Below are 20726 nucleotides of genomic sequence, written 5' to 3'. Positions count from 1 at the left end.
CTTCTTGTCGACCCAGTGGCGACGCGCCTCGTCTGTCTGCTCGCCCGGTGGAACTTCGTGACGCCGAACCGCGTCACATGGGCTGCCCTCTACGTGGGCCTCGGCTCGGCCTGGTTCTTCTTCCAGGGCGACTGGACTTCCCTGTGCATCGGCGCGGCCCTCTACCACGTCAGCTTCATCCTCGACTGCATCGACGGCAAGCTCGCCCGACTCAAGGGCAACGGAACCGTCTTCGGCGGCTGGCTCGACTACGTATTCGACCGTATTCGTGTGCTCTTCTGCGCGCTGGCCCTCATGGGCGGGCAGTTCCTGCGTGCCGACGAAGAGATATTCCTGCTCGCGGCCCTCGCCGTGATCTTCCTCGACATGCTGCGCTACGTCGACGCCCTCCAGATCTACAAGATGCGCATGTCCATGCGGAACAAGATCGAGGCCGTGACCCTCGCCCGCCAGGCCGAGCAGGGCCTCGAAGAGGAGGAGCGCAAGGTCGTCTTCATCGAGGACCTGCTGCGCGAGAACCCCCTGGGCCAGGCGGACGAACTCAAGCGCCAGAGCGCCGAGACGGAACAGGCCGAGGTCATCGACCTGCACCAGCAGTTCCGCGAGCGCTTCCCCTGGTACGCGCGGGTCCGCCACGCCCTGGTCCAGAGCCGTATCCGGCCGCACCTGATCAGCGGCATCGAGTTCCAGATGTTCATCTTCATCGTCGGCCCCGTCATCGGCCACGTGCTGTGGACCACGGCGGTCTCGGCCGTGCTGATGGGCGGCTTCGAGCTGGTGATCATGTTCAAGTTCTGGCTCTCCACCCGGGACTTCACGCGCACGATGGAACGCCTCGACCCCGGCAGCACCCCCTCGCGCGCCGGCTCCATCGCCCCGCACCTGCACGCGGGACGCCACCGTCGCCGGGCCGACGGGGACTACCTGGAGGCCGCGGAGGCGGACCGGCGGTTCCCCGCTCCGGACCCGTACGAGGACCCGGGCTTCCAGCCGTACCCGCGCCCCTACCCGGACGAGTACACGGGCGGCGTGACCGACACCATGCAGCTGACCAAGATCCCGTCGCAGGCCGTTCCGCGCCCCGACTACGCGGGACCGGAGCGCCACCCCAGATGAGCTTCCCGGTCGACATATCGCAGTTCCGCGTCACCATCGTCATCCCGGCCTTCAACGCGAGTGCCACGCTCGCCCGGGCCCTCCAGTCGGCACTGGCCCAGACCCATCGTGGCGTCGAGGTCCTCGTCGTCGACGACCGGTCCACCGACAGCACCGTTGCCGTCGCCCACCAGTTCGCCTCGCAGGACGGCCGGGTCCGCGTCATCGAAAGGCCGCAGAACAGCGGGGGCTGCGGTGCCCCCCGCAACAACGGCATCGATGCCGCCTCCGGCCAGTTCGTGATGTTCCTCGACTCGGATGACGAACTGCCGCTCAAGGCCGTGGAGACGCTGCTCTCCTCCGCCCTCGCCACGGGCTCGGAGGTCACCGCGGGCCGCGTGCTCCGCATCAACCAGGCCACGGACGAGATCACCGTCTGGCAGCCCCAGCTCTACCCGGCCGACCAGACCGTCGCCGGCGGCCTCGGCGGCATGCCCGAGCTGGTCGACGACCCGATCGCCACCGGAAAGCTCTACCGCCGGGACTTCCTCGACAACCACGGCATCCGCTTCCCCGAGGGCGTCTACTTCGAGGACACCTACTTCTCCACGGTCGCGAACTTCCACGCCCGGTCGTTCACCATCCTCGCCACCCCCGTGTACCGGTGGATGTGGGAGCGGGAGTCCGACCAGCCGTCGATCACCAACCGGCGCCACGAACTGCGCAGCATCCGCGACCGCGTCATGGTCCACCAGTACACGGACAACTTCCTGTACAGCGTCGGACGGCCGGACCTGCTCGCCCGCAAGGGCGCCAAGTTCCTCTCGCACGACCTGCGGCTGTACACCCCCGAGCTCCGCACCGGGGACCACGCCTTCCACGACGGGTTCGTCCAGGCGGTCGTCCCGTACCTGTACAACCTCGACCCCGGCACGTTCGAGCTGTGTGGCCCCATGGAGCGCATCCGCGCCTTCGGCCTGATGCACGGCCGGATCGACATCGCGGTGTCGGCCTCCGACTACATGAAGCGCCGCAGCGTCATCAGCTCCGACATCGTGGAGCGGGACGGCCGCGTGTTCTGGTCGGGGTCGCTGCTCGGCTACCCCGACGCGGAGAAGTTCCTCGAGGTCACCGAGCTGGAACTGACCGGCCACAAGCTGGCCGACTCCCGCATGTACAACCAGGCCGTCTCGGTCGAGATGGTCGACGGCGAACTCCGCATCGCCGGCGCGATACGGAACCAGTTCAGCCGCTTCGATCCCGAAGACAAGATCGAGCTCATCGCGGTGCTGCGCCGCCGCAGCACCAAGACGGACCACCGCTTCCCCGTCCTGGGCGTGGAGATCGACGCGGACTGGATCCGCTACCACACCACCGTCGACCTCAAGTCCGCCTTGGACAAGGCCGACCGCGCGGACCACTGGAACTTCTTCGTCCAGCTCCGACACGACGGTGAACGCGCCTCCACCGCACTCAACATCAGCGGCGTCGACGTCGCCGACCTGCGGCACTTCTGCGAGGCCGGCACCTTCGAGGCCTACGAGACCGTCAGCGGCAACCTCGGCCTCCGCCCGGAGACCGAGGAGTTGCGGGTCAAGGCCTCGGAGCGGGGCACGCCCTGGCTCTGGTGGCAGGACGCCCCCCCGGCCGGACCCGTCACCCCGCCCGACCAGTACGCCGCCGCCATCGTGGTCCACTGCCACAACGACGAGTACCACCTGCGCGAGTTCCTCTCCTCGCTCGTCGCCCAGGGCAGCTTCCCCCGCACCCAGGTGATCTTCGTCGACGACGGTTCGAACGACAGCACCGCGCAGCAGCTGGCGGCCTTCGCCGCCTACTACCCCAACGCGGGCGTCGTCACCCAGGGCCGTCTCGGCCTGCGCACCGCGTTCACCAATGCGCTGCAGTACGTCACAGCGCCCTACGCGATGTTCGCGCGTGCCCGGGACATCCTCGGCGAGGACTCCGTCGGCCGGCTGCTCACGGCCGCCCGCCGGGTCAAGGGCGCCGATGTCGTCGTCGGCCAGACCGACAACTTCCCCGGCCCGTGGGGGAGCGCCGACGAGCCGTGGCAGCGGTACTTCAGCAGCAAGGCGCCCGTCCGCAAACTGGCGGATGCCCCGTACCTCGTGTTCTCCACGCAGCTGGGCGCCAAGCTCTTCAAAACCTCCTTCATAAGGGAACACGGCTTCCTCTGCGGTGACGGCCCCGGACCCGAGGACGACTGGTTCACGGTTCCCGCCGTGCTGTACTCGCGGGCGGTGGCCATCGCACCGGGCGCCCGTTTCTACGCGCGTGACGAGCAGAACCAGAACTCCCTCTTCGACCGCCCCTGGAACGACCCCGTCAAGGCCGTGGAGCGGGTCCGCCTGGCGTCGTACGTACTGGCCTCGGTCAAGGGCGCCCCGCCGCGGATCGTCGTCCTCGCCCAGCGCTTCGTCGTCCGCACGCTCCAGCCCTACGTGCGCAACATGTACCGCATCATGAGCAAGCCGGAGCTCGCCGCGGTCCTTCCCCTGCTCGAATCGGTCTACGTGCAGATCCCCGACGAGGTGATCCTCCAGTACGCGTCCCACCCGCACTCCAAGATCCAGCACCACGCCATCGTCACGGGCAACCTCGACCTCTTCGCGGACCCGCTCGGGGCGCAGGAATACCTGCCCACGCTGTTCCTCGACGGGGAGGGGATCTACCGGAGGCTGGCCGGCGACCCGGTGCAGTCGAGCCTGCTGCGCGTACCACGGGCCAACGCCGTCCTGGAGACCTTCGAGTGGACCGACGACGAGTTCCGCTTCGAGGGGCTCCTCGTCTTCTCCGGCGTGGACATCAACGCCGAGTTCACGAACCGGATCGAACTGGTGCTCTCCGACGGCGAGCGCGAAGTGACGCTTCCCGTGGAGCAGGTCTACCGGCGCGACCGCTGGCGTACCCGCAAGAACCAGGACTGGTTCTCCGGATGGCGTGCCACGGCCCGCCCGGCCGCGTTCGACCCAGTGGCCAACGCCGAGCTGAACCTGGTCATGAGGGTGCACGACGGGGAGTACCACCACGACCTCCCGCTGGCGGCCCGGCAGATGCTGCACCGCTTCAAGGGCGTGCACACCTCGGGCCGGCAGCGCTTCGTCCTTTCCATCGACGACGAAGAGCAGGTGGCCATCCGCTGGGTGCGCGGCTTCGGGGCCCGGCGACGGGACAAGTCGCGACGCTTCCGCTGGGAGCTGCGCAACTCGCTGCCCGGCCGCCCCGGCTGGCGCACCCGCCTGATGTACTGGCTCACCTACCCCTACCTGCACAACCGGGGCATCTGGATCATCGGTGAGCGCGAGGACACCGCGCAGGACAACAGCTACCACCTGTTCAAGTGGATCAGGCAGAACCGGCCCAAGACGAAGATCTACTACTCGATCAACGGCGACTCCCCGGACTGGGACAAGGTCGCCCAGTACGGTCAGGTCATCGACCGGCTGTCGTGGAGGCACCGCGCCTACCTGCTCCACGCCGAGCGGCTGATCAACGCTTACGACCTGGAGGCCTACCTCGGCTTCCCGGGCCTCCTCAAGAGGGCCTTCCTACGGGGCTACGGCGACCTGCTGCGCTACAAGCGGGTGTTCCTCCAGCACGGCGTCGTCTACAACGACGTCGTCGCCTCGATCCACGGCCAGGCCACCAACGTCGACATGGTGCTCACCACCGGACGCAGCGAGCGGTCGTACTACGCCGAGCACTGCGGCTACGGCTACGAGCGCGTCGCGGCGACCGGGCTGCCGCGGTTCGACGCCCTGGAGCCGGTCCACGGCCCCCGGCGGATCCTGGTCATGCCCACCTGGCGCCGGGACATCGTGGCCCCCTCGTACAACAAGGCCGCCAAGCCGGAGATCCCCTTCCCGGCGTCCGAGTACTACCGCTTCTTCTCCGCGTTGCTGCGCAACGAGCGACTGCTGAGCACCCTGCAGTTCCACGGTGTCGAGCTGGAGTTCATGCCGCACTACGAGATCCGCCCGTACCTGAGCCACTTCAAGATCGACCACCCGTCGATCACCGTGTCGACGACGGGTCGCGACGTGCAGCTCGCGATGCGCGAGTGCTCGATGCTGGTCACCGACTACTCCTCGGTCTTCTTCGACGTGGCCTACATGGGCAAGCCCATCGTGTACACGAACTTCGACGACGAGTCCTTCTACAGCAAGCACTACAAGCGGGGCTACTTCGACCTGGCCCGGGACGGCTTCGGCCCCGCCTGCCGCACCGTCAACCACGCGGTCGACGAGATCATCGCGATCGTGGAGCGGAACTTCCAGGTCGAGCCCGAGTACCGACGCCGCGCGGAGGCGTTCTTCGTGCTGCGCGACACCTCCAACTGCGAACGCGCCTTCGAGGTCATCGACACCATGGACGCCAACGTCGTCGGTGACCAGCGGGCGCAGCTGTACATCGGCGCGCACGGCTTCGGCGAGTTCTAGTGGGAAGTGCGCAAGGGATGACGAGAACCCCAACCCCGGAGCTCCGCCGGTCCGCCACGGCCAGGCGCTGCACTCTCGCGGTCCTGCTCTGCCTGGCCCTGGCCGTGACCTCCTGCACCTCCTCCGCACCGGGCGACAACCGTCCGGCGCCCACGGCCCGTGACTTCCACCTGCCCGCAGGCGTCGAGTACCGCGAGACCACGCAGGAATTCGGCAGCAGGGGCCCCTCGGCCGTCAAGATCCTCAGTGTCCACCCCGAAGCCAAGGCCCGAGTGGGCGGCATTCACGGCAAGGAGCTCGCCGGGACCACGACCGTACGGGACCTGGCCAAGCAGTCCGGGGCCCGTGCGGCGGTCAACGGCTCGTTCTTCGACATCGCGACGGGACGGCACCACGCCGGTTTCGAGGGCGATCCGCTGGGGCTCTACGCCGAGCACGGAAAGATCCTCAGCGAGGCGAGCAACGGCCGGGCGGCCCTGCTCCTCGGCTACGAGCAGGGGCGGCTGGTGGCGCGGGTCGAGGAGACCCAGACCGTCGGCCGGCTGACGGCGCAGGACACCGCGCAGCGTGAACTGGACGGCGTCAACCGCGTTCCCGGCCGGGTGCTGGGTTGCGGCGGCGTCGGCGGCGACCGGATCGCCACGACCGAGGAACCCATGGACGCGCCGTACTCGGGGCTGTGCACCGATGTCGACGAAGTCGTCCAGTTCACCGAGCAGTGGTCGGGCCGCACCCCGCCCGGCCCGCCGCGCAGCGCGGAGGCGGTGCTGGCCGCGGACGGCACGGTCCGCGAGGTGAGGGTCCCGGCGGGCGGCAAGATCCCGGCGGGCGGCAGCACCCTGTACGGCATCGGCCCGGGCGCGGGGTGGCTGCAGGGCCACGTGCTCAAGGGCAGCCGGATCGAGGTCACCCAGGAGATGACGGACGGCGCGGGCCTGGCCGTCGTGGGGCCGGTGGACACGGCTGTCGGCGGCAGTCACCGACTGCTCAAGAACGGCGCGGTGACCGTCGCGCCCAACGCGGCGGGCGGCAAGCCCAACCCGCGCACCGTGGCGGGCGTGAAGGCGGACGGCACCCTGCTGCTCGTCACCATCGACGGCCGAGAGGTGGGGGTGAGCGCCGGCGCCACCCTCGCCGAAGCGGCCCGCTACCTCGCCTCGCTCGGCGTCGTCGACGCGATCAACCTGGACGGCGGCGGGTCCACCACCATGATCGTGAACGGAGAACTCCGCAACCGCCCCAGGGGTGGCGCGGACGACGACGTCACCGAGCGGCCGGTCTCCAACGGGATCGGGGTCTTCGGCGAATAGCGCGGGCCCGCCGCGCCCGGGGACCGGTCAGTCCAGGCGGACCGGTCAGTCCAGGCGGACCGTGCCCGCCGGTGCGGAGAACAGGGCCCCTTCGCGGCTCATCGAGATGAAGACCTCGTAGTCTCCCGGCTCCGCGGTCTTCGCTTCGATGCCCTTGTAGCCCGAGGTCGCGAAGTAGCCGTAGTCGTAGCTGTTGTAGTCGCCCCGCCGCACGTGCTTGCGCACCACCGCCGGCTTGCCGGACATGCCCAGCCGGTACGAGTAGGTGCCCTGGGCATTGCGCAGTACGAGGTAGTAGGAGGCGTGGCTGTGCTGGGCGGCGCTCAGGCCGTGTACGAAGAACACGCCCTCGACGTGCAGGACGCGCCCCTTCTGCCAGGTCTTCTCCAGCGAGAACGCCGTCTCCGGCGACACGTGCCCGATGATCGGGCGCCGCAGCAGCTTGACGCTCTTGTCGTCGCCGGTCAGGCAGATCTCGGTTCCGCGGAAGGGGCGGCGCAGGTCGAAGGGCCGCTTGGCGACCAGCGGGGTCCGCCGGTCGATGCCCTCGGACGGGCTGGTCAGGCGGATGGACAGGTCGAACCTGCCGCTGGGTATGCCGGTCATCGCGATGCCGTTGGGGTGCTCCGGTGCGAAGCCGCCGTCGGCGTAGTCGCTGGCGTACTGGTCGAAGTAGAAGCTGTAGGTGTGTTCGGCGGGTGTGACGGCGAGCGGGAATTCCCAGCTCTTTCCGCCGCCTTCGACGACCAGGTGCTTGAGGGTCTGGACCTCGCCGTAGGCCGATTCCCCGGGGATGAACGCGTCGCCGCTGAGCTGGAGGTAGTTCGCGCGGATGTCCTGCTTCTTCAGCACGGCCAGCAGCGTGTCCGCGTGGCGCCGCTCCAGCATGACGTGCCGCCGCGTCCCCGGGTCGGGGGTGAATCCGTTCTCCAGGAATCCCAGCCGGGGTTCGGCGCCTTCGGTGAGGGCCGAGAGAATGCCGTTCATCAGCGGCATGTTGTATCCGGAGACCTCGCCGTGCGCGCGGACCATATCGGATTTCGTCCGGATCACATTGAAATTCTGGCAGTTCCAGAAGAGGTTCAGATGGGGTGCGATCTCCACCGGGTACTGTTCGTCCGCCTCCGAGGTGATGAGGTAGACGTTGTGGCCCTGGGCCCCGTACGACTTCAGCATGTCGGGAATGGCGTGGTTGAGTGCGTCCACATTCTGCTGGGGCATGTCCGCGCCCAGCATGTAACGGCCGGTGGTCGCCCTCCTGGGGTCGCTCACATAGTCGCCGATGAGGAACTGCGGCACCACGGAGACGATGTTCCGGAACCCGTACTTCAGGCCGTAGTACAGAGCGGCGCTGCCGCCCTTGGAGACCCCGAACAGACTGACGTCGCCCCGGGTCAGGTTCAGTCCGGCCAGCGTGCGGTCGATGAGCGAGAGCACCGAGAACTCGATGTCGAAAGACATGTTCCGGCACATGTAATAGCTGTAGTGCTCGTCGAAGTGGTCGCGGATCCACAGGATGTTCGCCCGCTGGCTCTCCAGCGATTTGCCTGCGAAGTGGTAACCCTTGGGCGCGCCCAAACCGGAGAAGACGACGATGAGATGGCGGGCATCGCCGTCGGCGGGGCGGAACTTGTACTCCACGGGCACCAGCCCGGCCGTGTCCGTTCCCGAAACGATCGCGCGCCGGTCGATGGCCGCGGCATTCGGCACGAGCGGAGGGAGTGCTGAGTTCATGGAGTGTGCTTTCCTGCCCCTGTCGATTTCCGCCGCCGTCCGCCGGAAGCCCCGGAAGTCTACCGAGAGCCCGCTCCCGAGGTCGACCCCGGAACTTCCGTCCCGTCTGTGATGTTTCAGACGAACACGGATGACACCCCGGACACAACTGCTCCCGTACCGGGCCCGAAAGCCCGTTACGGGAGCAGCCGCACAGATGGCGCCGACGTTACGCGGGAACGCTCGCCACGCCCGGGGCCAGGAACTTCTTGCCGTTCACGCGCTCCGAGACGCCCTCACGGTCCAGGTACGGCGTGATGCCGCCCAGGTGGAAGGGCCAGCCGGCGCCCGTGATGAGGCAGAGGTCGATGTCCTGGGCCTCGGCCACGACACCCTCCTCCAGCATCAGGCCGATCTCCTGCGCGACCGCGTCCAGGACGCGCATCCGGACCTGCTCCTCCGTCAGGACCGAGTCGCCCTGTACGAGCAGCGCGGCGACCTCGGGGTCCAGCTCCGGCTTGAAGCCGTTCTCCGCGTTGTAGACGTAGAAGCCGCGCTTGCCGGCCTTGACCACGGCGGCCAGGTTCGGCGAGACGGTGAAGCGCTCCGGGAAGGCGCGGTTCAGGGTCTCGGAGACGTGCAGACCGATCGCCGGGCCCACGAGCTCCAGCAGCACCAGCGGGGACATCGGCAGGCCGAGCGGCTCGATGGCCTTCTCCGCCGTGACGACCGGGGTGCCCTCGTCGATGACGTTCTGGATCTCGCCCATGAAGCGGGTCAGGATGCGGTTCACGACGAACGCCGGGGCGTCCTTCGTCAGGACCGCGGTCTTCTTCAGCTTCTTGGCGACGCCGAAGGCCGTGGCCAGCGAGGCGTCGTCGGTCTGCTCACCGCGGACGATCTCCAGCAGCGGGAGGATCGCGACCGGGTTGAAGAAGTGGAAGCCGACCACGCGCTCCGGGTGCTGGAGCTTGGAGGCCATCTCCGACACCGACAGCGAGGAGGTGTTGGTGGCGAGGATCGCGTGCGCCGGGGCGACCGCCTCGACCTCCGCGAACACCTTCTGCTTGACGGACATCTCCTCGAACACGGCCTCGATGATGAAGTCCGCGTCCGCGAAGCCCTCGGCCTTGTCCAGGACACCGGTCACCAGGGCGGTCAGGCGGTTGGCCTTGTCCTGGTTGATGCGGCCCTTGCCGAGCAGCTTCTGGATCTCGGCGTGGACGTAGCCCACGCCCTTGTCCACGCGCTCCTGGTCGATGTCGGTGAGGACCACCGGCACCTCCAGGCGGCGCAGGAACAGCAGCGCCAGCTGCGAGGCCATCAGGCCCGCGCCGACGACGCCGACCTTGGTGACCGGGCGCGCCAGGTTCTTGTCCGGGGCGCCGGCCGGGCGCTTGCCGCGCTTCTGGACCAGGTTGAAGGCGTAGATGCCCGAGCGCAGCTCGCCGCCCATGATGAGGTCGGCCAGGGCCTTGTCCTCGGCGTCGAAACCGGCCTGGAGGTCGCCGTCCTTGGCCGCGGCGATGATGTCCAGCGCGCGGTAGGCGGCCGGAGCGGCGCCGTGCACCTTGGAGTCCGCGATGGCGCGGCCCTTGGCGACGGCCGCGTCCCAGGCCTCGCCGCGGTCGATCTCCGCGCGGACGACCTCGGTGGTGCCGTTCAGGACGTTCGCGGTCCACAGGAGCGACTGCTCCAGGAAGTCCGCGCCCTCGAAGATCGCGTCGGCGATCCCGAGCTCGAAGACCTGCTTGCCCTTCAGCTGGCGGTTCTGGTTCAGCGAGTTCTCGATGATGACCGAGACCGCGCGCTCCGCACCGATCAGGTTCGGGAGGATGGCGCAGCCGCCCCAGCCCGGGACCAGACCGAGGAAGACCTCGGGCAGCGAGAAGGCCGGGATGGCCTTGGAGACGGTGCGGTAGGTGCAGTGCAGACCGACCTCGACACCGCCGCCCATCGCCGCGCCGTTGTAGTACGCGAAGGTCGGGACGGCCAGCGCGGACAGGCGCTTGAAGACGTCGTGGCCGCCCTTGCCGATGGCCAGCGCCTCGTCGTGCTTCTTCAGCAGCTCGACGCCCTTGAGGTCGGCGCCGACCGCGAAGATGAACGGCTTGCCGGTGATGCCCGCACCGACGATGGAGCCCGCGAGGGCCTCCTGCTCGACCTGGTCGACCGCCGCGTTCAGGTTGGCGAGCGACTGCGGGCCGAAGGTGGTCGGCTTGGTGTGGTCGAAGCCGTTGTCCAGCGTGATGAGCGCGAAGCGCCCGGCGCCGAACGGCAGGTCCAGGTGACGGACGTGCGCGGACGTGACGACCTCGTCCGGGAACAGCTCGGCCGCGCCCTTCAGGAGCTCAGCGGTGGTGCTCACTTGGAGTCTCCCTCGGCGTTGAAGTTCGGGTTCTCCCAGATGACCGTGGCGCCCATGCCGAAGCCGACGCACATGGTGGTCAGGCCGTAGCGGACGTGCGGCTGCTCCTCGAACTGGCGGGCCAGCTGCGTCATCAGGCGCACGCCCGAGGAGGCGAGCGGGTGACCGAAGGCGATGGCGCCGCCGTACTGGTTCACGCGGGCGTCGTCGTCGGCGATGCCGTAGTGCTCCAGGAAAGCCAGGACCTGGACCGCGAAGGCCTCGTTGATCTCGAACAGGCCTATGTCCTCGATGGACAGGCCGGCCTGGGCGAGGGCCTTCTCGGTGGCCGGGATCGGGCCGTAGCCCATGACCTCGGGCTCGACACCCGCGAAGGAGTACGAGACCAGGCGCATCTTGACCGGGAGGTTGTTCTCCCGGGCGAAGTCCTCGGAGGCGATGATCGCGGCGGTGGCACCGTCGTTGAGACCGGCGGCGTTGCCCGCGGTGACCCGGCCGTGCGTACGGAACGGGGTCTTCAGGCCGGCCAGGTTCTCCAGCGTGGTGCCCGGGCGCATCGGCTCGTCGGTGGTGACCAGGCCCCAGCCCGTCTCACCGGCCGCCTCGTTGGTGTTGCGCACCGAGATCGGGACCAGGTCCCGCTGGATCTTGCCGTCGGCGTACGCCTTGGCGGCCTTCTCCTGCGAGCGCACGGCGTACTCGTCGGCGCGGAGCTTGGTGATCGTCGGGTACCGGTCGTGCAGGTTCTCGGCGGTCATGCCCATGAACAGGGCGGACTCGTCGACCAGCTTCTCGGAGACGAAGCGCGGGTTCGGGTCGACGCCCTCGCCCATGGGGTGGCGGCCCATGTGCTCGACACCGCCGGCGAGGGCGACGTCGTACGCACCGAAGGCCACACCGCCCGCGACGGCGGTCACGGCGGTCAGCGCGCCGGCGCACATGCGGTCGATGGAGTAGCCCGGGACGGACTGCGGGAGGCCCGCGAGGATTCCGGCCGTGCGGCCCAGCGTCAGGCCCTGGTCGCCGATCTGCGTGGTCGCGGCGATGGCGACCTCGTCGATCTTCGCGGGGTCCAGGTCCGGGTTGCGGCGCAGCAGCTCCCGGATCGCCTTCACGACGAGGTCGTCGGCGCGGGTCTCGTGGTAGATGCCCTTCGGGCCCGCCTTGCCGAACGGGGTGCGGACGCCGTCGACGAAGACGACGTCCCTGACGGTACGAGGCACGTTGGCTCTCCTCCAGGTACGGGATGGCGCTGCTGCGCGGGGGCATGCTCGGCGTACGTCACTGAGCGCCCGCTCACCCGGCCCATGCTACTTGCGGGTAACCCTTGTGCACACCCCCTCCCCGAACAGCGGCGAAGGTCACACCGCCCGGCACCCCGTGAGCCCCCTCACGCCCCCGTCGTGCGCCCGGCCGATCGGCATGCGGGGGGACACTCGTCCGGGTCGCCGGCCGGGCCCGCCCGGTCACGTCGGTGGCATCGGGCCCGGGCCCGGGCGAAGGCTGGGGCGGCTCGGGCACCCGCCCGGGACCCACCGACGAGAACGGAGCCGTCCATGGCGACCGAGACAACCTCCAAGGACCATTACGTCGACCACACGTCGACCATCCCGGCCAACGCCGGGTACCCGGTCAAGCTCTTCGTACGGGAGCGCAGGCCCGTGAGCGGCCCGCGCAAGCCCGTCCTCATGCTGCACGGCCGGAGCGTCCCGGCCCTGGCGGGCTTCGACCCCCCGAACAAGAAGTACAGCTGGGCCGAGCAGCTGGCCAAGGCGGGCTACGACGTCTTCGTGATGGAGCTCCAGGGGTCAGGGCTGTCGACCCATCCCAAGGAGATGGACGAGCCGCTCAACGTCAGCCCCGCGCAGCGCCCGCTGCTCTCCCCCAACCCGATCCCCCCGGCCGACCTGCCGGACCCGGACGCCCCCGCGAAGTACGCCTTCCAGCTGAACAACTCCAAGAGCGACTGGGACGAGGTCGACACGGTCGTCGAGTACATCCGCAAGGAGATCGGCCAGCCCACGGCCAAGATCGACCTGATCGGCTGGTCCGCGGCCGCGCAGCAGCTCGGGCCGTACACGATCCAGCACCCCGACAAGGTCAAGAGCCTGTTCCTGGCGGCGCCGCTCTTCCCGCCCAACGGAAGGGCGAGCAAGGAGAACACCGACTTCGGCGCGCCGGTGGACATGCCGGTGGGTACCCCGGCGGCGGCCTTCGGCTACCCGATGTCCGTCACCTCGAAGAACGGGCTCACGGCGTCGTGGGCCAGGGACCTGAAGTGCCCGGACCAGCGCGAGAACGGTGTGCTCGACGAGGTGTGGAAGGCGATCCAGGACGTCGACGCGCGCGGTGCCACGTGGGGCGGTCCGACGTCCGGAGCGCCGACGGGGTTCGTCAGGGTGCGGAACTCGTTCTGGTGGGGCTGGAACTCCAAGACCGTGCCGCTGCACCAGGTTCTCGGCCAGACGGTGCCCGTGTGCCTCGTGTACGGGGAGCACGACTCCATCGTGAACACGGCGCCGGACCTGGGGCTGCTGTACTTCTCGGTACCCGAGCTCTACCGGCTGATCCCAGGGAAGAAGAAGCTGATGTTCCGGCTCGCTTGTGCGGGGCACCAGATCGTCTGGGAGCGGGCGGCGAGTCACCTCCACGGCATGTCCGAGCAATGGCTCAAGAACGGCAAGGTGTTCGGCGAGAAGGGCGGGAGCTTCCACCGGGACGAGGACGGGATCCTCACTTCGCTCGAGTGAGGACCCCGTCGGTCGGGCCTGGCGACGGCCGCGGCCCGGTCAGGCGGTCGCGGCCAGGGCCGTGACCAGGGCCGGGGTCACCTGCTCGATCTGCCACGGGCGGGCGCCGTAGCCCGCGAGGGCCGCGGCCACCGCGTCCGCTTCGAGCCGCTGCGGCGGCTCCCAGCACAGCCGGCGGACCGTGTCCGGGGTGATCAGGTTCTCCTGGGGCAGGTTCAGCCCCTCCGCGAGCGCCGACACGGCCGCGCGGGCCGCCGACAGCCGGGCCGCCGCGGCCGGGTCCTTGTCCGCCCAGGAACGCGGCGGCGGGGGACCGGCCGGGCTCGCCCCCGGCTGCGGCAGCTCGTTCTCGGGCAGGGCCTTCGCCCGGTCCACGGCCGCCATCCACTGCTCCAGCTGGCGCCGGCCCATCCGCTGCCCGTAGCCGGGCAGCGCCGACAGCGCCTGCGCGTTCAGCGGCAGCGCCAGCGCGGCCTCCACGATCGCGGCGTCGCCCAGCACCTTGCCCGGCGACACGTCACGCCGCTGCGCGATCCGGTCCCGGGACTCCCACAGCTCCCGTACGACCGCCATCTGCCGGCGCCGGCGCACCTTGTGCATGCCCGAGGTGCGCCGCCACGGGTCCTTGCGCGGCGGGGCGGGCGGGGCCGAGGCGATGGCGTCGAACTCCTGGCGGGCCCATTCCAGCTTGCCCTGCCGGTCCAGCTCCTTCTCCAGCGCGTCCCGCAGGTCCACCAGCAGCTCCACGTCCAGCGCGGCGTAGCGCAGCCACGGCTCCGGGAGCGGGCGGGTGGACCAGTCGACGGCGGAGTGGCCCTTCTCCAGCGCGTAGCCGAGCACGCTCTCGACCATCGCGCCCAGTCCGACCCGGGGGAAGCCGGCCAGCCGGCCCGCCAGCTCGGTGTCGAAGAGGGAGGTCGGCCGCATGCCTATTTCACGGAGGCACGGCAGGTCCTGGGTGGCGGCGTGCAGGATCCACTCGGTACCGGACAGGGCCTCGCCCAGGGCGGACAGATCGGGGCAGCCCACCGGGTCGATCAGCGCGGAACCCGCACCCTCGCGGCGCAGCTGCACCAGGTAGGCGCGTTGGCCGTAGCGGTATCCGGAAGCGCGCTCGGCGTCGACGGCGACGGGTCCGGTGCCCGCGGCGAAGGCCGCGACCACCGCGGCGAGGGCTTCGGCGTCGGCCACCACGGGGGGAATGCCCTCACGGGGCTCCAGCAACGGAATCGGCGGCCCATCGGACGAACTGACGACTTCGTCCGGGGGGCCGCCCCCGGTGGTGGTGCGCAGGTCTGCTGCGGTCTCTTGGGCGTCGGTCACCGCTCAAGGGTATCCGTGGATGCGCCGCGCCCGTCGCCGGAACGTTCCGTCGACGGGCGCGATCGGTATATGGGGAGTTTGCGAGGAGTCTGCGGGGCGTCTGCCGGGGGTCTTCCGGCCGTCTATCCGGGGGTCCCGGCCGCCCGCGCTCAGTGGATGATCCCGGTCCGCAGGGCGACGGCGACCATGCCGGCGCGGTCGCCGGTGCCCAGCTTGCGGGCGATGCGGGCCAGGTGGGACTTGACGGTCAGGGCGGACAGGCCCATCGAGACGCCGATGGCCTTGTTGGACTGGCCCTCCGCGACGAGGCGCAGGACCTCGACCTCGCGGCCGGAGAGCTCGCGGTAGCCGCCCGGGTGGCTCGGGGCACCCGGGGGGCGGCGGTGCATACGGGCGGCGGCGGCGCCGATGGGTGCGGCGCCGGGCCGGGTGGGGAGCCCGATGTTGGTCCGGGTGCCGGTGACGACGTAGCCCTTCACTCCGCCCGCGAGGGCGTTGCGCACGGCGCCGATGTCGTCGGCGGCGGACAGGGCCAGGCCGTTGGGCCAGCCGGCGGCGCGGGTCTCGGAGAGCAGGGTGAGACCGGAACCGTCGGGCAGGTGGACGTCGGCCACGCAGATGTCGCGCGGGCTGCCGACGCGGGGGCGGGCCTCCGCGATGGACGAAGCCTCGATCACATCACGAACTCCGAGCGCCCACAGATGGCGGGTCACGGTGGAACGGACGCGCGGGTCGGCCACGACGACCATGGCCGTCGGCTTGTTCGGGCGGTAGGCGACCAGGCTTGCGGGCTGCTCGAGAAGAACGGACACCTAGGCCTCCTGGGGGAGTGGCGGGACGGCCGGCTCGGGGAAGGAAGCCGGTGCGAACCGTGCGGATGGTCACTGACTCCTTCGGCACGTCACCCGCCCGGCTTTAGGGAATGATCACGATTTGGTGAGTAACAATTCGGGCAATTCGGACGCACGATCGATCATAGGGTGATCAGAAGCCCGCAACGGTTGCCGCGTTCCGACACCCTGTTGCGGGCTTCGATCGGTTGTTCCCCGGCTCTCCGTACGTCCGTACGGCGCTCCTCGCGCGTCCGTACGGCCGCGCGGCTACGGGTGGTGCGGACCACGCCGCTGTGGCAGGGAGACCACGCCCGTGACCGTGTCCGTCGGGCCCACCGGCGGTAGCCCCGCGATCTGGCACAGCAGCTCGCACCACGCCGACAGGTGCGCCGAGGTGTCCGGCACCCCGCCCACCCCCTCGCGGGGCGTCCACGAGGCCCTGATCTCGATCTGCGTCGCCGGGCGCCGTTCCGCGAGTCCCCCGAAGTAGTGCGAGCTCGCCATGGTCACCGTGCCGCTCGCCTCCCCGTACGCCAGCCCTCGCGCCTCCAGCGCACCCGTCAGCCAGGACCAGCACACCTCCGGGAGGAGCGGGTCCGCGGCCATCTCCGGCTCCAGTTCCGCCCGTACGAGCGTCACCAGCCGGAAGGTCCCCTGCCAGGCCTCGTGCCCGGCCGGATCGTGGAGCAGGATGAGCCGGCCGTCGGCCAGATCGTCCTCCCCGTCCACGACCGCCGCCTCCAGTGCGTAGGCGTACGGCGCCAGCCTCTGCGGCGGCTTCGTGGGATCGATCTCGATCCCCGTGCGCAGCCTCGCCTTCTTCAAGCCGTCGACCGCCCGCCGGAACGGGAGCGGGACGGAGCTCTCCTTCGCGCTGTCCGTACCGTCAGCGCCATCTGAAAATCGTCCCTGAGCCGCAGCCATGCCGGGAAGACTAGGCGGAACGAGCGCCCGTACGGCGCAGCCACACCCGCGCCGGGCCGGGCACTTCTTCATACGTGCGAAGATTTGGGTCGTGAGTGCCAACGAGACGCCCCAGGGCCAGCCGAGCAAGACGTACGATTCCGCCTTCCTGAAGGCGTGCCGGCGCGAGCCGGTGCCGCACACCCCGGTGTGGTTCATGAGGCAGGCCGGGCGCTCGCTCCCCGAGTACCGCAAGGTGCGCGAAGGCACGGCCATGCTGGAGTCCTGCATGCGCCCCGACCTGGTCACCGAGATCACCATGCAGCCGGTGCGGCGGCACAACGTCGACGCGGCGATCTTCTTCTCCGACATCGTGGTCCCCCTGAAGGCCATCGGCGTCGACCTGGACATCAAGCCGGGCATCGGCCCCGTCGTCGCCCAGCCGATCCGCCGCCGCGAGGACCTCGCACAGCTGCGCGACCTCACCCCGGAGGACGTCTCGTACGTCACCGAGGCGATCGGCATGCTCACGGGTGAACTCGGCTCCACGCCGTTGATCGGTTTCGCGGGCGCGCCTTTCACCCTCGCGAGCTACCTCGTCGAGGGCGGCCCGTCCAAGAACCACGAGCACACCAAGGCCCTGATGTACGGGGACCCGGAGCTGTGGGCCGACCTGCTGGACCGCCTCGCGGAGATCACCTCCGCCTTCCTGAAGGTCCAGATCGAGGCCGGCGCCTCCGCGATCCAGCTCTTCGACTCCTGGGTCGGCGCGCTGGCTCCGGCGGACTACCGGCGCTCGGTGATGCCGGCGTCGGCGAAGGTGCTGGAGTCCGTGGCCTCGTACGGTGTCCCCCGGATCCACTTCGGCGTGGGCACGGGCGAGCTGCTCGGCCTGATGGGCGAGGCGGGCGCCGACGTCATGGGCGTCGACTACCGGGTCCCGCTGGACGAGGCCGTGCGCCGGGTCGGCCCCGGCAAGGCGCTCCAGGGCAACCTGGACCCGGCGGTCCTCTTCTCCACCGAGGAGGCCGTGCGGGCGAAGACGGACGAGGTCCTTGCTGCGGCCTCCGGCCTGGAGGGCCACGTCTTCAACCTGGGCCACGGTGTCCTCCCGACGACGGACCCCGACGCGCTGACCCGCCTGGTGGACTACGTCCACACCCGCACGCAGCGCTAGCCGTTCGGGGGCCGGAGCCGGAGCCGGAGCCGGAGCCGGAGCCGCTGCGCGGAGCTGCTCCCCGCCCCGCCCTTTCTCCGTTTCCCGGGGCTCAGCCCCGGACCCCGTGCGCTCAAACGCCGCGCCGGCTGGATGATCCAGCCCGCGCGGCGTCTGAGCGCACGGGCGCGCAGCGCCCGGAACGGGTTCGGGCGGAGCCCGGGGAACGGTGGAAGGGCGGGTAGGGGACCAGCTCCGCAGGGCCCCCCGCACCCGGAGGCCCGCACGCGCCCGCGCCCCGCACCGGCCTAGACGCCTGCCGCACGCACCGCGGCAACGGCCTTGCGGGCAGCCACCAGTACCGGGTCCCAGACCGGGGAGAACGGCGGCGCGTAGCCCAGGTCGAGCGAGACGACCTGTTCGACCGTCATGCCGGCCGTGAGGGCCACCGCCGCGATGTCCACCCGCTTCGCGGACCCCGCCCCGCCCACGATCTGCACACCCAGCAGCCGTCCCGTGCGCCGCTCCGCCAGCATCTTCACCGTCATCTCCGCCGCGCCCGGGTAGTACCCCGCCGTGTTCGTCGAGCGGATCGCCGCCGTCACGAAGCGCAGCCCCGCCTCCCGGGCGTCCTTCTCGCGCAGCCCCGTACGGGCGATCTCCAGGTCGCAGACCTTGCTCACCGCCGTGCCGACGACCCCGGGGAACGTCGCGTAGCCGCCGCCCACGTTCGAGCCGATCACCTGGCCGTGCTTGTTGGCGTGCGTGCCCAGCGGGATGTGCCGGGTGCGGCCCGCGATCAGGTCCAGGACCTCCACGCAGTCACCGCCCGACCAGATGTCCTCGTGCCCCCGGACCCGCATCGAGAGGTCCGTGAGGATGCCGCCCGAGGGGCCGAGCGGGAGCCCGGCCGCGCGGGCGAGGGCCGTGCGCGGTTCGACGCCGATGCCGAGGACGACCACGTCCGCCGGGTACTCCTCGCCCGCCGCCGTGGCCACCGCGCGGGCCCGGCCCTCCTCGTCGGTGAGGATCTTCGTCACCTCGGCGCGCGAGACCGTGACGATCCCCATGCGGTTCATCGCGCCGTGCACCAGCGCGCCCATGTCCGGGTCGAGCGTGGCCATCGGCTGTTCGCCGCGGTGCAGGACGGTGACCTCGTAGCCCCGCCCGACCAGGGCCTCCGCCATCTCCACGCCGATGTAGCCGGCGCCCACGACGACCGCCCGGCGGCCCCGCGTGCGCTCCAGCGTGGTCATGAGGCGCTGACCGTCCTCCAGGGTCTGGATGCCGTGGACCCCGTGCGCGCCGATGCCCGGGAGCGAGGGGCGGACGGGACGGGCGCCCGTCGCCAGGACGAGCTTGTCGTAGCCCGTCCAGGATTCGGATCCGGTGTCCAGATCGCGGGCGCGCACCCGTGCTCCGGCCAGGTCGAGCTCCACCACCTCCGTGCGGGTGCGCAGGTCGATGTCCCGGGCGCGGTGTTCCTCGGGGGTGCGGGCGATCAGGTCGTCCCGCCCGGCCACCTGACCGCCGACCCAGTACGGGATCCCGCACGCGGAGTACGAGGTGAAGTGCCCGCGCTCGAAGGCGACGATCTCCAGCTCGGCCGGGCCCTTGAGCCGGCGGGCCTGTGACGCGGCGGACATCCCCGCCGCGTCCCCGCCGACCACCACCAGTCGTTCCCTCGCCATGGTCCCCACCGCTCCTTCGCAGCCGCCCGCCAGATGGTGAACACGCTACGGGCGAACGTGCGTTCAGTCCCGGACGCCGGCTCCGGTTTCGGAAGTCTCCGCCGGGCGGGCCGCCGGCACCGGGACCACGGCCGGGGTCCCGCCCGACTTCGGGGCCGCCGGGCGCAGCCGCCGGTACAGCCGGTACCCGACCCCTGCCACCGCGGCCAACGCGGCGAACGGCAGCAGCGCGCCGACCGCCACCAGCAGGTAGCGCAGGAGCTTCGTGAAGACGTCCCAGCCGCCGTGCAGGGCTCCCAGGAAGGTGGGCTCCTTCTCCTTCTTCTCCGCCGCCGGCTTCGCGGCCGGTTCCGAGACCTCCAGGGTGATGGTGCCCATCGAGGTCTGGTCCTTCAGCGCCGTCTGCTGCGCCAGCAGCGACTCCAGGTCGGACTGGCGCCGGCTCAGCTCGCCCTCCAGCATCACCACGTCGCTGAGCGCCGAGGCCTTGCCCATCATCTCCCGCACCCGCGCCACACTGGCCTGCTGCGAGGCGACCCGGCTGCCGATGTCGGCCACCTTCTCGGTCACGTCCTGCGCGTCGACCTTGCGGTGCAGGAGCTTCCCGCTGCCCTCCATGGCGCCGAGCACCGCGTCGTAGTGCTCGCCGGGCACCCGCAGGGTCAGCGTGGAGGTCATCCGGCCGTCCTCGCCGCGCCTGGTGGACTCGCTCCCCACGTACCCGCCGGCGCCGTCGGCCGCCGTGCGGGCCGCCGCCAGGGTCTTCTGCGCGTCCGCCGTCTCGATGCCGAGGCTCGCCGTGCGGATGACGTTCGGGCGGACCACCGCCGGCGGCTGCTGTCCGTTCTTGTCCGCCGGCCGGGGCGCCGCAGCGGCCGCTCCTCCCTTGCCCTGGGCGGCCGCCGGGGCCTGGGCCGCGCCCTCCTGGGGAGCCACCGCCGCCTTGTCGGCGGAGGCGCCGCCCGAGCCGGCGGAGCAGCCGGTGAGGGCCAGTGCCCCGGCGAGCGAGAGGGCGGCCAGGGTGGCCGCGCAGCGGTGTCCGAGTGGTGCGCGCATCGTTGAAACTCCCGAGGATCGGCTGGTGTTGCCGTTTCGACGTGCCCGCCCCGCAGCGGGTTTCGCCT

The 20726-nt window shown here is 70.4% G+C and carries 13 protein-coding genes; 5 read left to right on the top strand and 8 right to left on the bottom strand.

Translation table 11 applies throughout. From position 1 onward, the window contains the following. Nucleotides 1-15: 15 nt before the first annotated feature. From ACIQ5Y_RS11865 to ACIQ5Y_RS11855, 3 genes are read left to right on the top strand one after another with little or no spacing between them, the layout of a single operon-like run. Complete coding sequence (locus ACIQ5Y_RS11865; RefSeq protein WP_403878442.1) at nucleotides 16-1116, top strand: CDP-alcohol phosphatidyltransferase family protein; 1101 nt, start codon at nucleotides 16-18, stop codon at nucleotides 1114-1116. Further along, nucleotides 1113-5555, top strand: a complete 4443-nt coding sequence (locus ACIQ5Y_RS11860) for a glycosyltransferase (protein ID WP_403878439.1) — start codon at nucleotides 1113-1115, stop codon at nucleotides 5553-5555. The genes ACIQ5Y_RS11865 and ACIQ5Y_RS11860 overlap by 4 nt, the downstream gene beginning before the upstream one ends. Before the next feature lie 17 nt (nucleotides 5556-5572). After that, nucleotides 5573-6865, top strand: a complete 1293-nt coding sequence (locus ACIQ5Y_RS11855) for a phosphodiester glycosidase family protein (RefSeq protein WP_403878436.1) — start codon at nucleotides 5573-5575, stop codon at nucleotides 6863-6865. 45 nt (nucleotides 6866-6910) lie between these two features. Here the strand turns inward: ACIQ5Y_RS11855 and ACIQ5Y_RS11850 are convergent, their stop codons facing one another. The 3 genes from ACIQ5Y_RS11850 to ACIQ5Y_RS11840 form a co-directional block, all read right to left on the bottom strand. After that, nucleotides 6911-8599 (bottom strand): hypothetical protein, encoded by a 1689-nt coding sequence (locus ACIQ5Y_RS11850; protein WP_403878434.1) that lies wholly within the window; start codon nucleotides 8597-8599, stop codon nucleotides 6911-6913. 208 nt (nucleotides 8600-8807) lie between these two features. After that, the gene (locus ACIQ5Y_RS11845; RefSeq protein WP_403878431.1) at nucleotides 8808-10946 is read right to left on the bottom strand and encodes a 3-hydroxyacyl-CoA dehydrogenase NAD-binding domain-containing protein; all 2139 of its coding nucleotides are present in this window, start codon (nucleotides 10944-10946) and stop codon (nucleotides 8808-8810) included. Beyond that, nucleotides 10943-12169: a thiolase family protein gene (locus ACIQ5Y_RS11840; protein ID WP_403878428.1), complete on the bottom strand. Its 1227-nt coding sequence runs from the start codon at nucleotides 12167-12169 to the stop codon at nucleotides 10943-10945. Before ACIQ5Y_RS11840 ends, ACIQ5Y_RS11845 begins: the two co-directional genes overlap by 4 nt. Nucleotides 12170-12502: 333 nt before the next feature. Here ACIQ5Y_RS11840 and ACIQ5Y_RS11835 point away from each other — a divergent pair, with 333 nt between their 5' ends. Continuing rightward, entirely contained in the window at nucleotides 12503-13696 is a 1194-nt protein-coding gene (locus ACIQ5Y_RS11835) for an alpha/beta hydrolase (RefSeq protein ID WP_403878425.1), read from the top strand. Between the two features lie 39 nt (nucleotides 13697-13735). Here the strand turns inward: ACIQ5Y_RS11835 and ACIQ5Y_RS11830 are convergent, their stop codons facing one another. From ACIQ5Y_RS11830 to ACIQ5Y_RS11820, 3 genes are all read right to left on the bottom strand, one after another. After that, nucleotides 13736-15019: an HRDC domain-containing protein gene (locus tag ACIQ5Y_RS11830; protein ID WP_403878422.1), complete on the bottom strand. Its 1284-nt coding sequence runs from the start codon at nucleotides 15017-15019 to the stop codon at nucleotides 13736-13738. Between the two features lie 149 nt (nucleotides 15020-15168). Further along, nucleotides 15169-15831, bottom strand: coding sequence for a response regulator transcription factor (locus ACIQ5Y_RS11825; protein ID WP_007267191.1), 663 nt, complete (start codon nucleotides 15829-15831; stop codon nucleotides 15169-15171). A gap of 288 nt (nucleotides 15832-16119) precedes the next feature. Further along, nucleotides 16120-16776, bottom strand: a complete 657-nt coding sequence (locus tag ACIQ5Y_RS11820; RefSeq protein WP_403878419.1) for a DUF3000 domain-containing protein — start codon at nucleotides 16774-16776, stop codon at nucleotides 16120-16122. A 91-nt stretch (nucleotides 16777-16867) separates the two neighbouring features. Between ACIQ5Y_RS11820 and hemE the strand changes: the two genes are divergently transcribed. Next, a complete protein-coding gene (hemE, locus tag ACIQ5Y_RS11815; RefSeq protein ID WP_403878416.1) occupies nucleotides 16868-17932 on the top strand; it encodes a uroporphyrinogen decarboxylase in 1065 nt (354 codons plus the stop codon). Between the two features lie 287 nt (nucleotides 17933-18219). On the opposite strand, the gene ACIQ5Y_RS11810 is transcribed toward hemE, so the two are convergent. Both ACIQ5Y_RS11810 and ACIQ5Y_RS11805 read right to left on the bottom strand, forming a co-directional pair. Further along, nucleotides 18220-19602: an FAD-dependent oxidoreductase gene (locus ACIQ5Y_RS11810; RefSeq protein WP_403878413.1), complete on the bottom strand. Its 1383-nt coding sequence runs from the start codon at nucleotides 19600-19602 to the stop codon at nucleotides 18220-18222. A 63-nt stretch (nucleotides 19603-19665) separates the two neighbouring features. Beyond that, nucleotides 19666-20658: a DUF4349 domain-containing protein gene (locus tag ACIQ5Y_RS11805; protein ID WP_403878411.1), complete on the bottom strand. Its 993-nt coding sequence runs from the start codon at nucleotides 20656-20658 to the stop codon at nucleotides 19666-19668. Nucleotides 20659-20726: the final 68 nt, after the last annotated feature.

Origin of the sequence: Streptomyces sp. NPDC096339 (genome assembly GCF_044762985.1) — a bacterium.
Classification (GTDB): domain Bacteria; phylum Actinomycetota; class Actinomycetes; order Streptomycetales; family Streptomycetaceae; genus Streptomyces.
This window is presented reverse-complemented; position numbering and strand designations above follow the sequence as displayed.

Excerpts from the sequence above, each read along its gene's own strand:
- ACIQ5Y_RS11820 (WP_403878419.1), bottom strand. The coding sequence starts at position 16,776 with ATGGCTGCGGCTCAGGGACGATTTTCAGATGGCGCTGACGGTACGGAC.
- ACIQ5Y_RS11835 (WP_403878425.1), top strand. The coding sequence starts at position 12,503 with ATGGCGACCGAGACAACCTCCAAGGACCATTACGTCGACCACACGTCG.
- ACIQ5Y_RS11805 (WP_403878411.1), bottom strand. The coding sequence starts at position 20,658 with ATGCGCGCACCACTCGGACACCGCTGCGCGGCCACCCTGGCCGCCCTC.
- ACIQ5Y_RS11860 (WP_403878439.1), top strand. The coding sequence starts at position 1,113 with ATGAGCTTCCCGGTCGACATATCGCAGTTCCGCGTCACCATCGTCATC.
- ACIQ5Y_RS11810 (WP_403878413.1), bottom strand. The coding sequence starts at position 19,602 with ATGGCGAGGGAACGACTGGTGGTGGTCGGCGGGGACGCGGCGGGGATG.
- ACIQ5Y_RS11850 (WP_403878434.1), bottom strand. The coding sequence starts at position 8,599 with ATGAACTCAGCACTCCCTCCGCTCGTGCCGAATGCCGCGGCCATCGAC.
- ACIQ5Y_RS11855 (WP_403878436.1), top strand. The coding sequence starts at position 5,573 with ATGACGAGAACCCCAACCCCGGAGCTCCGCCGGTCCGCCACGGCCAGG.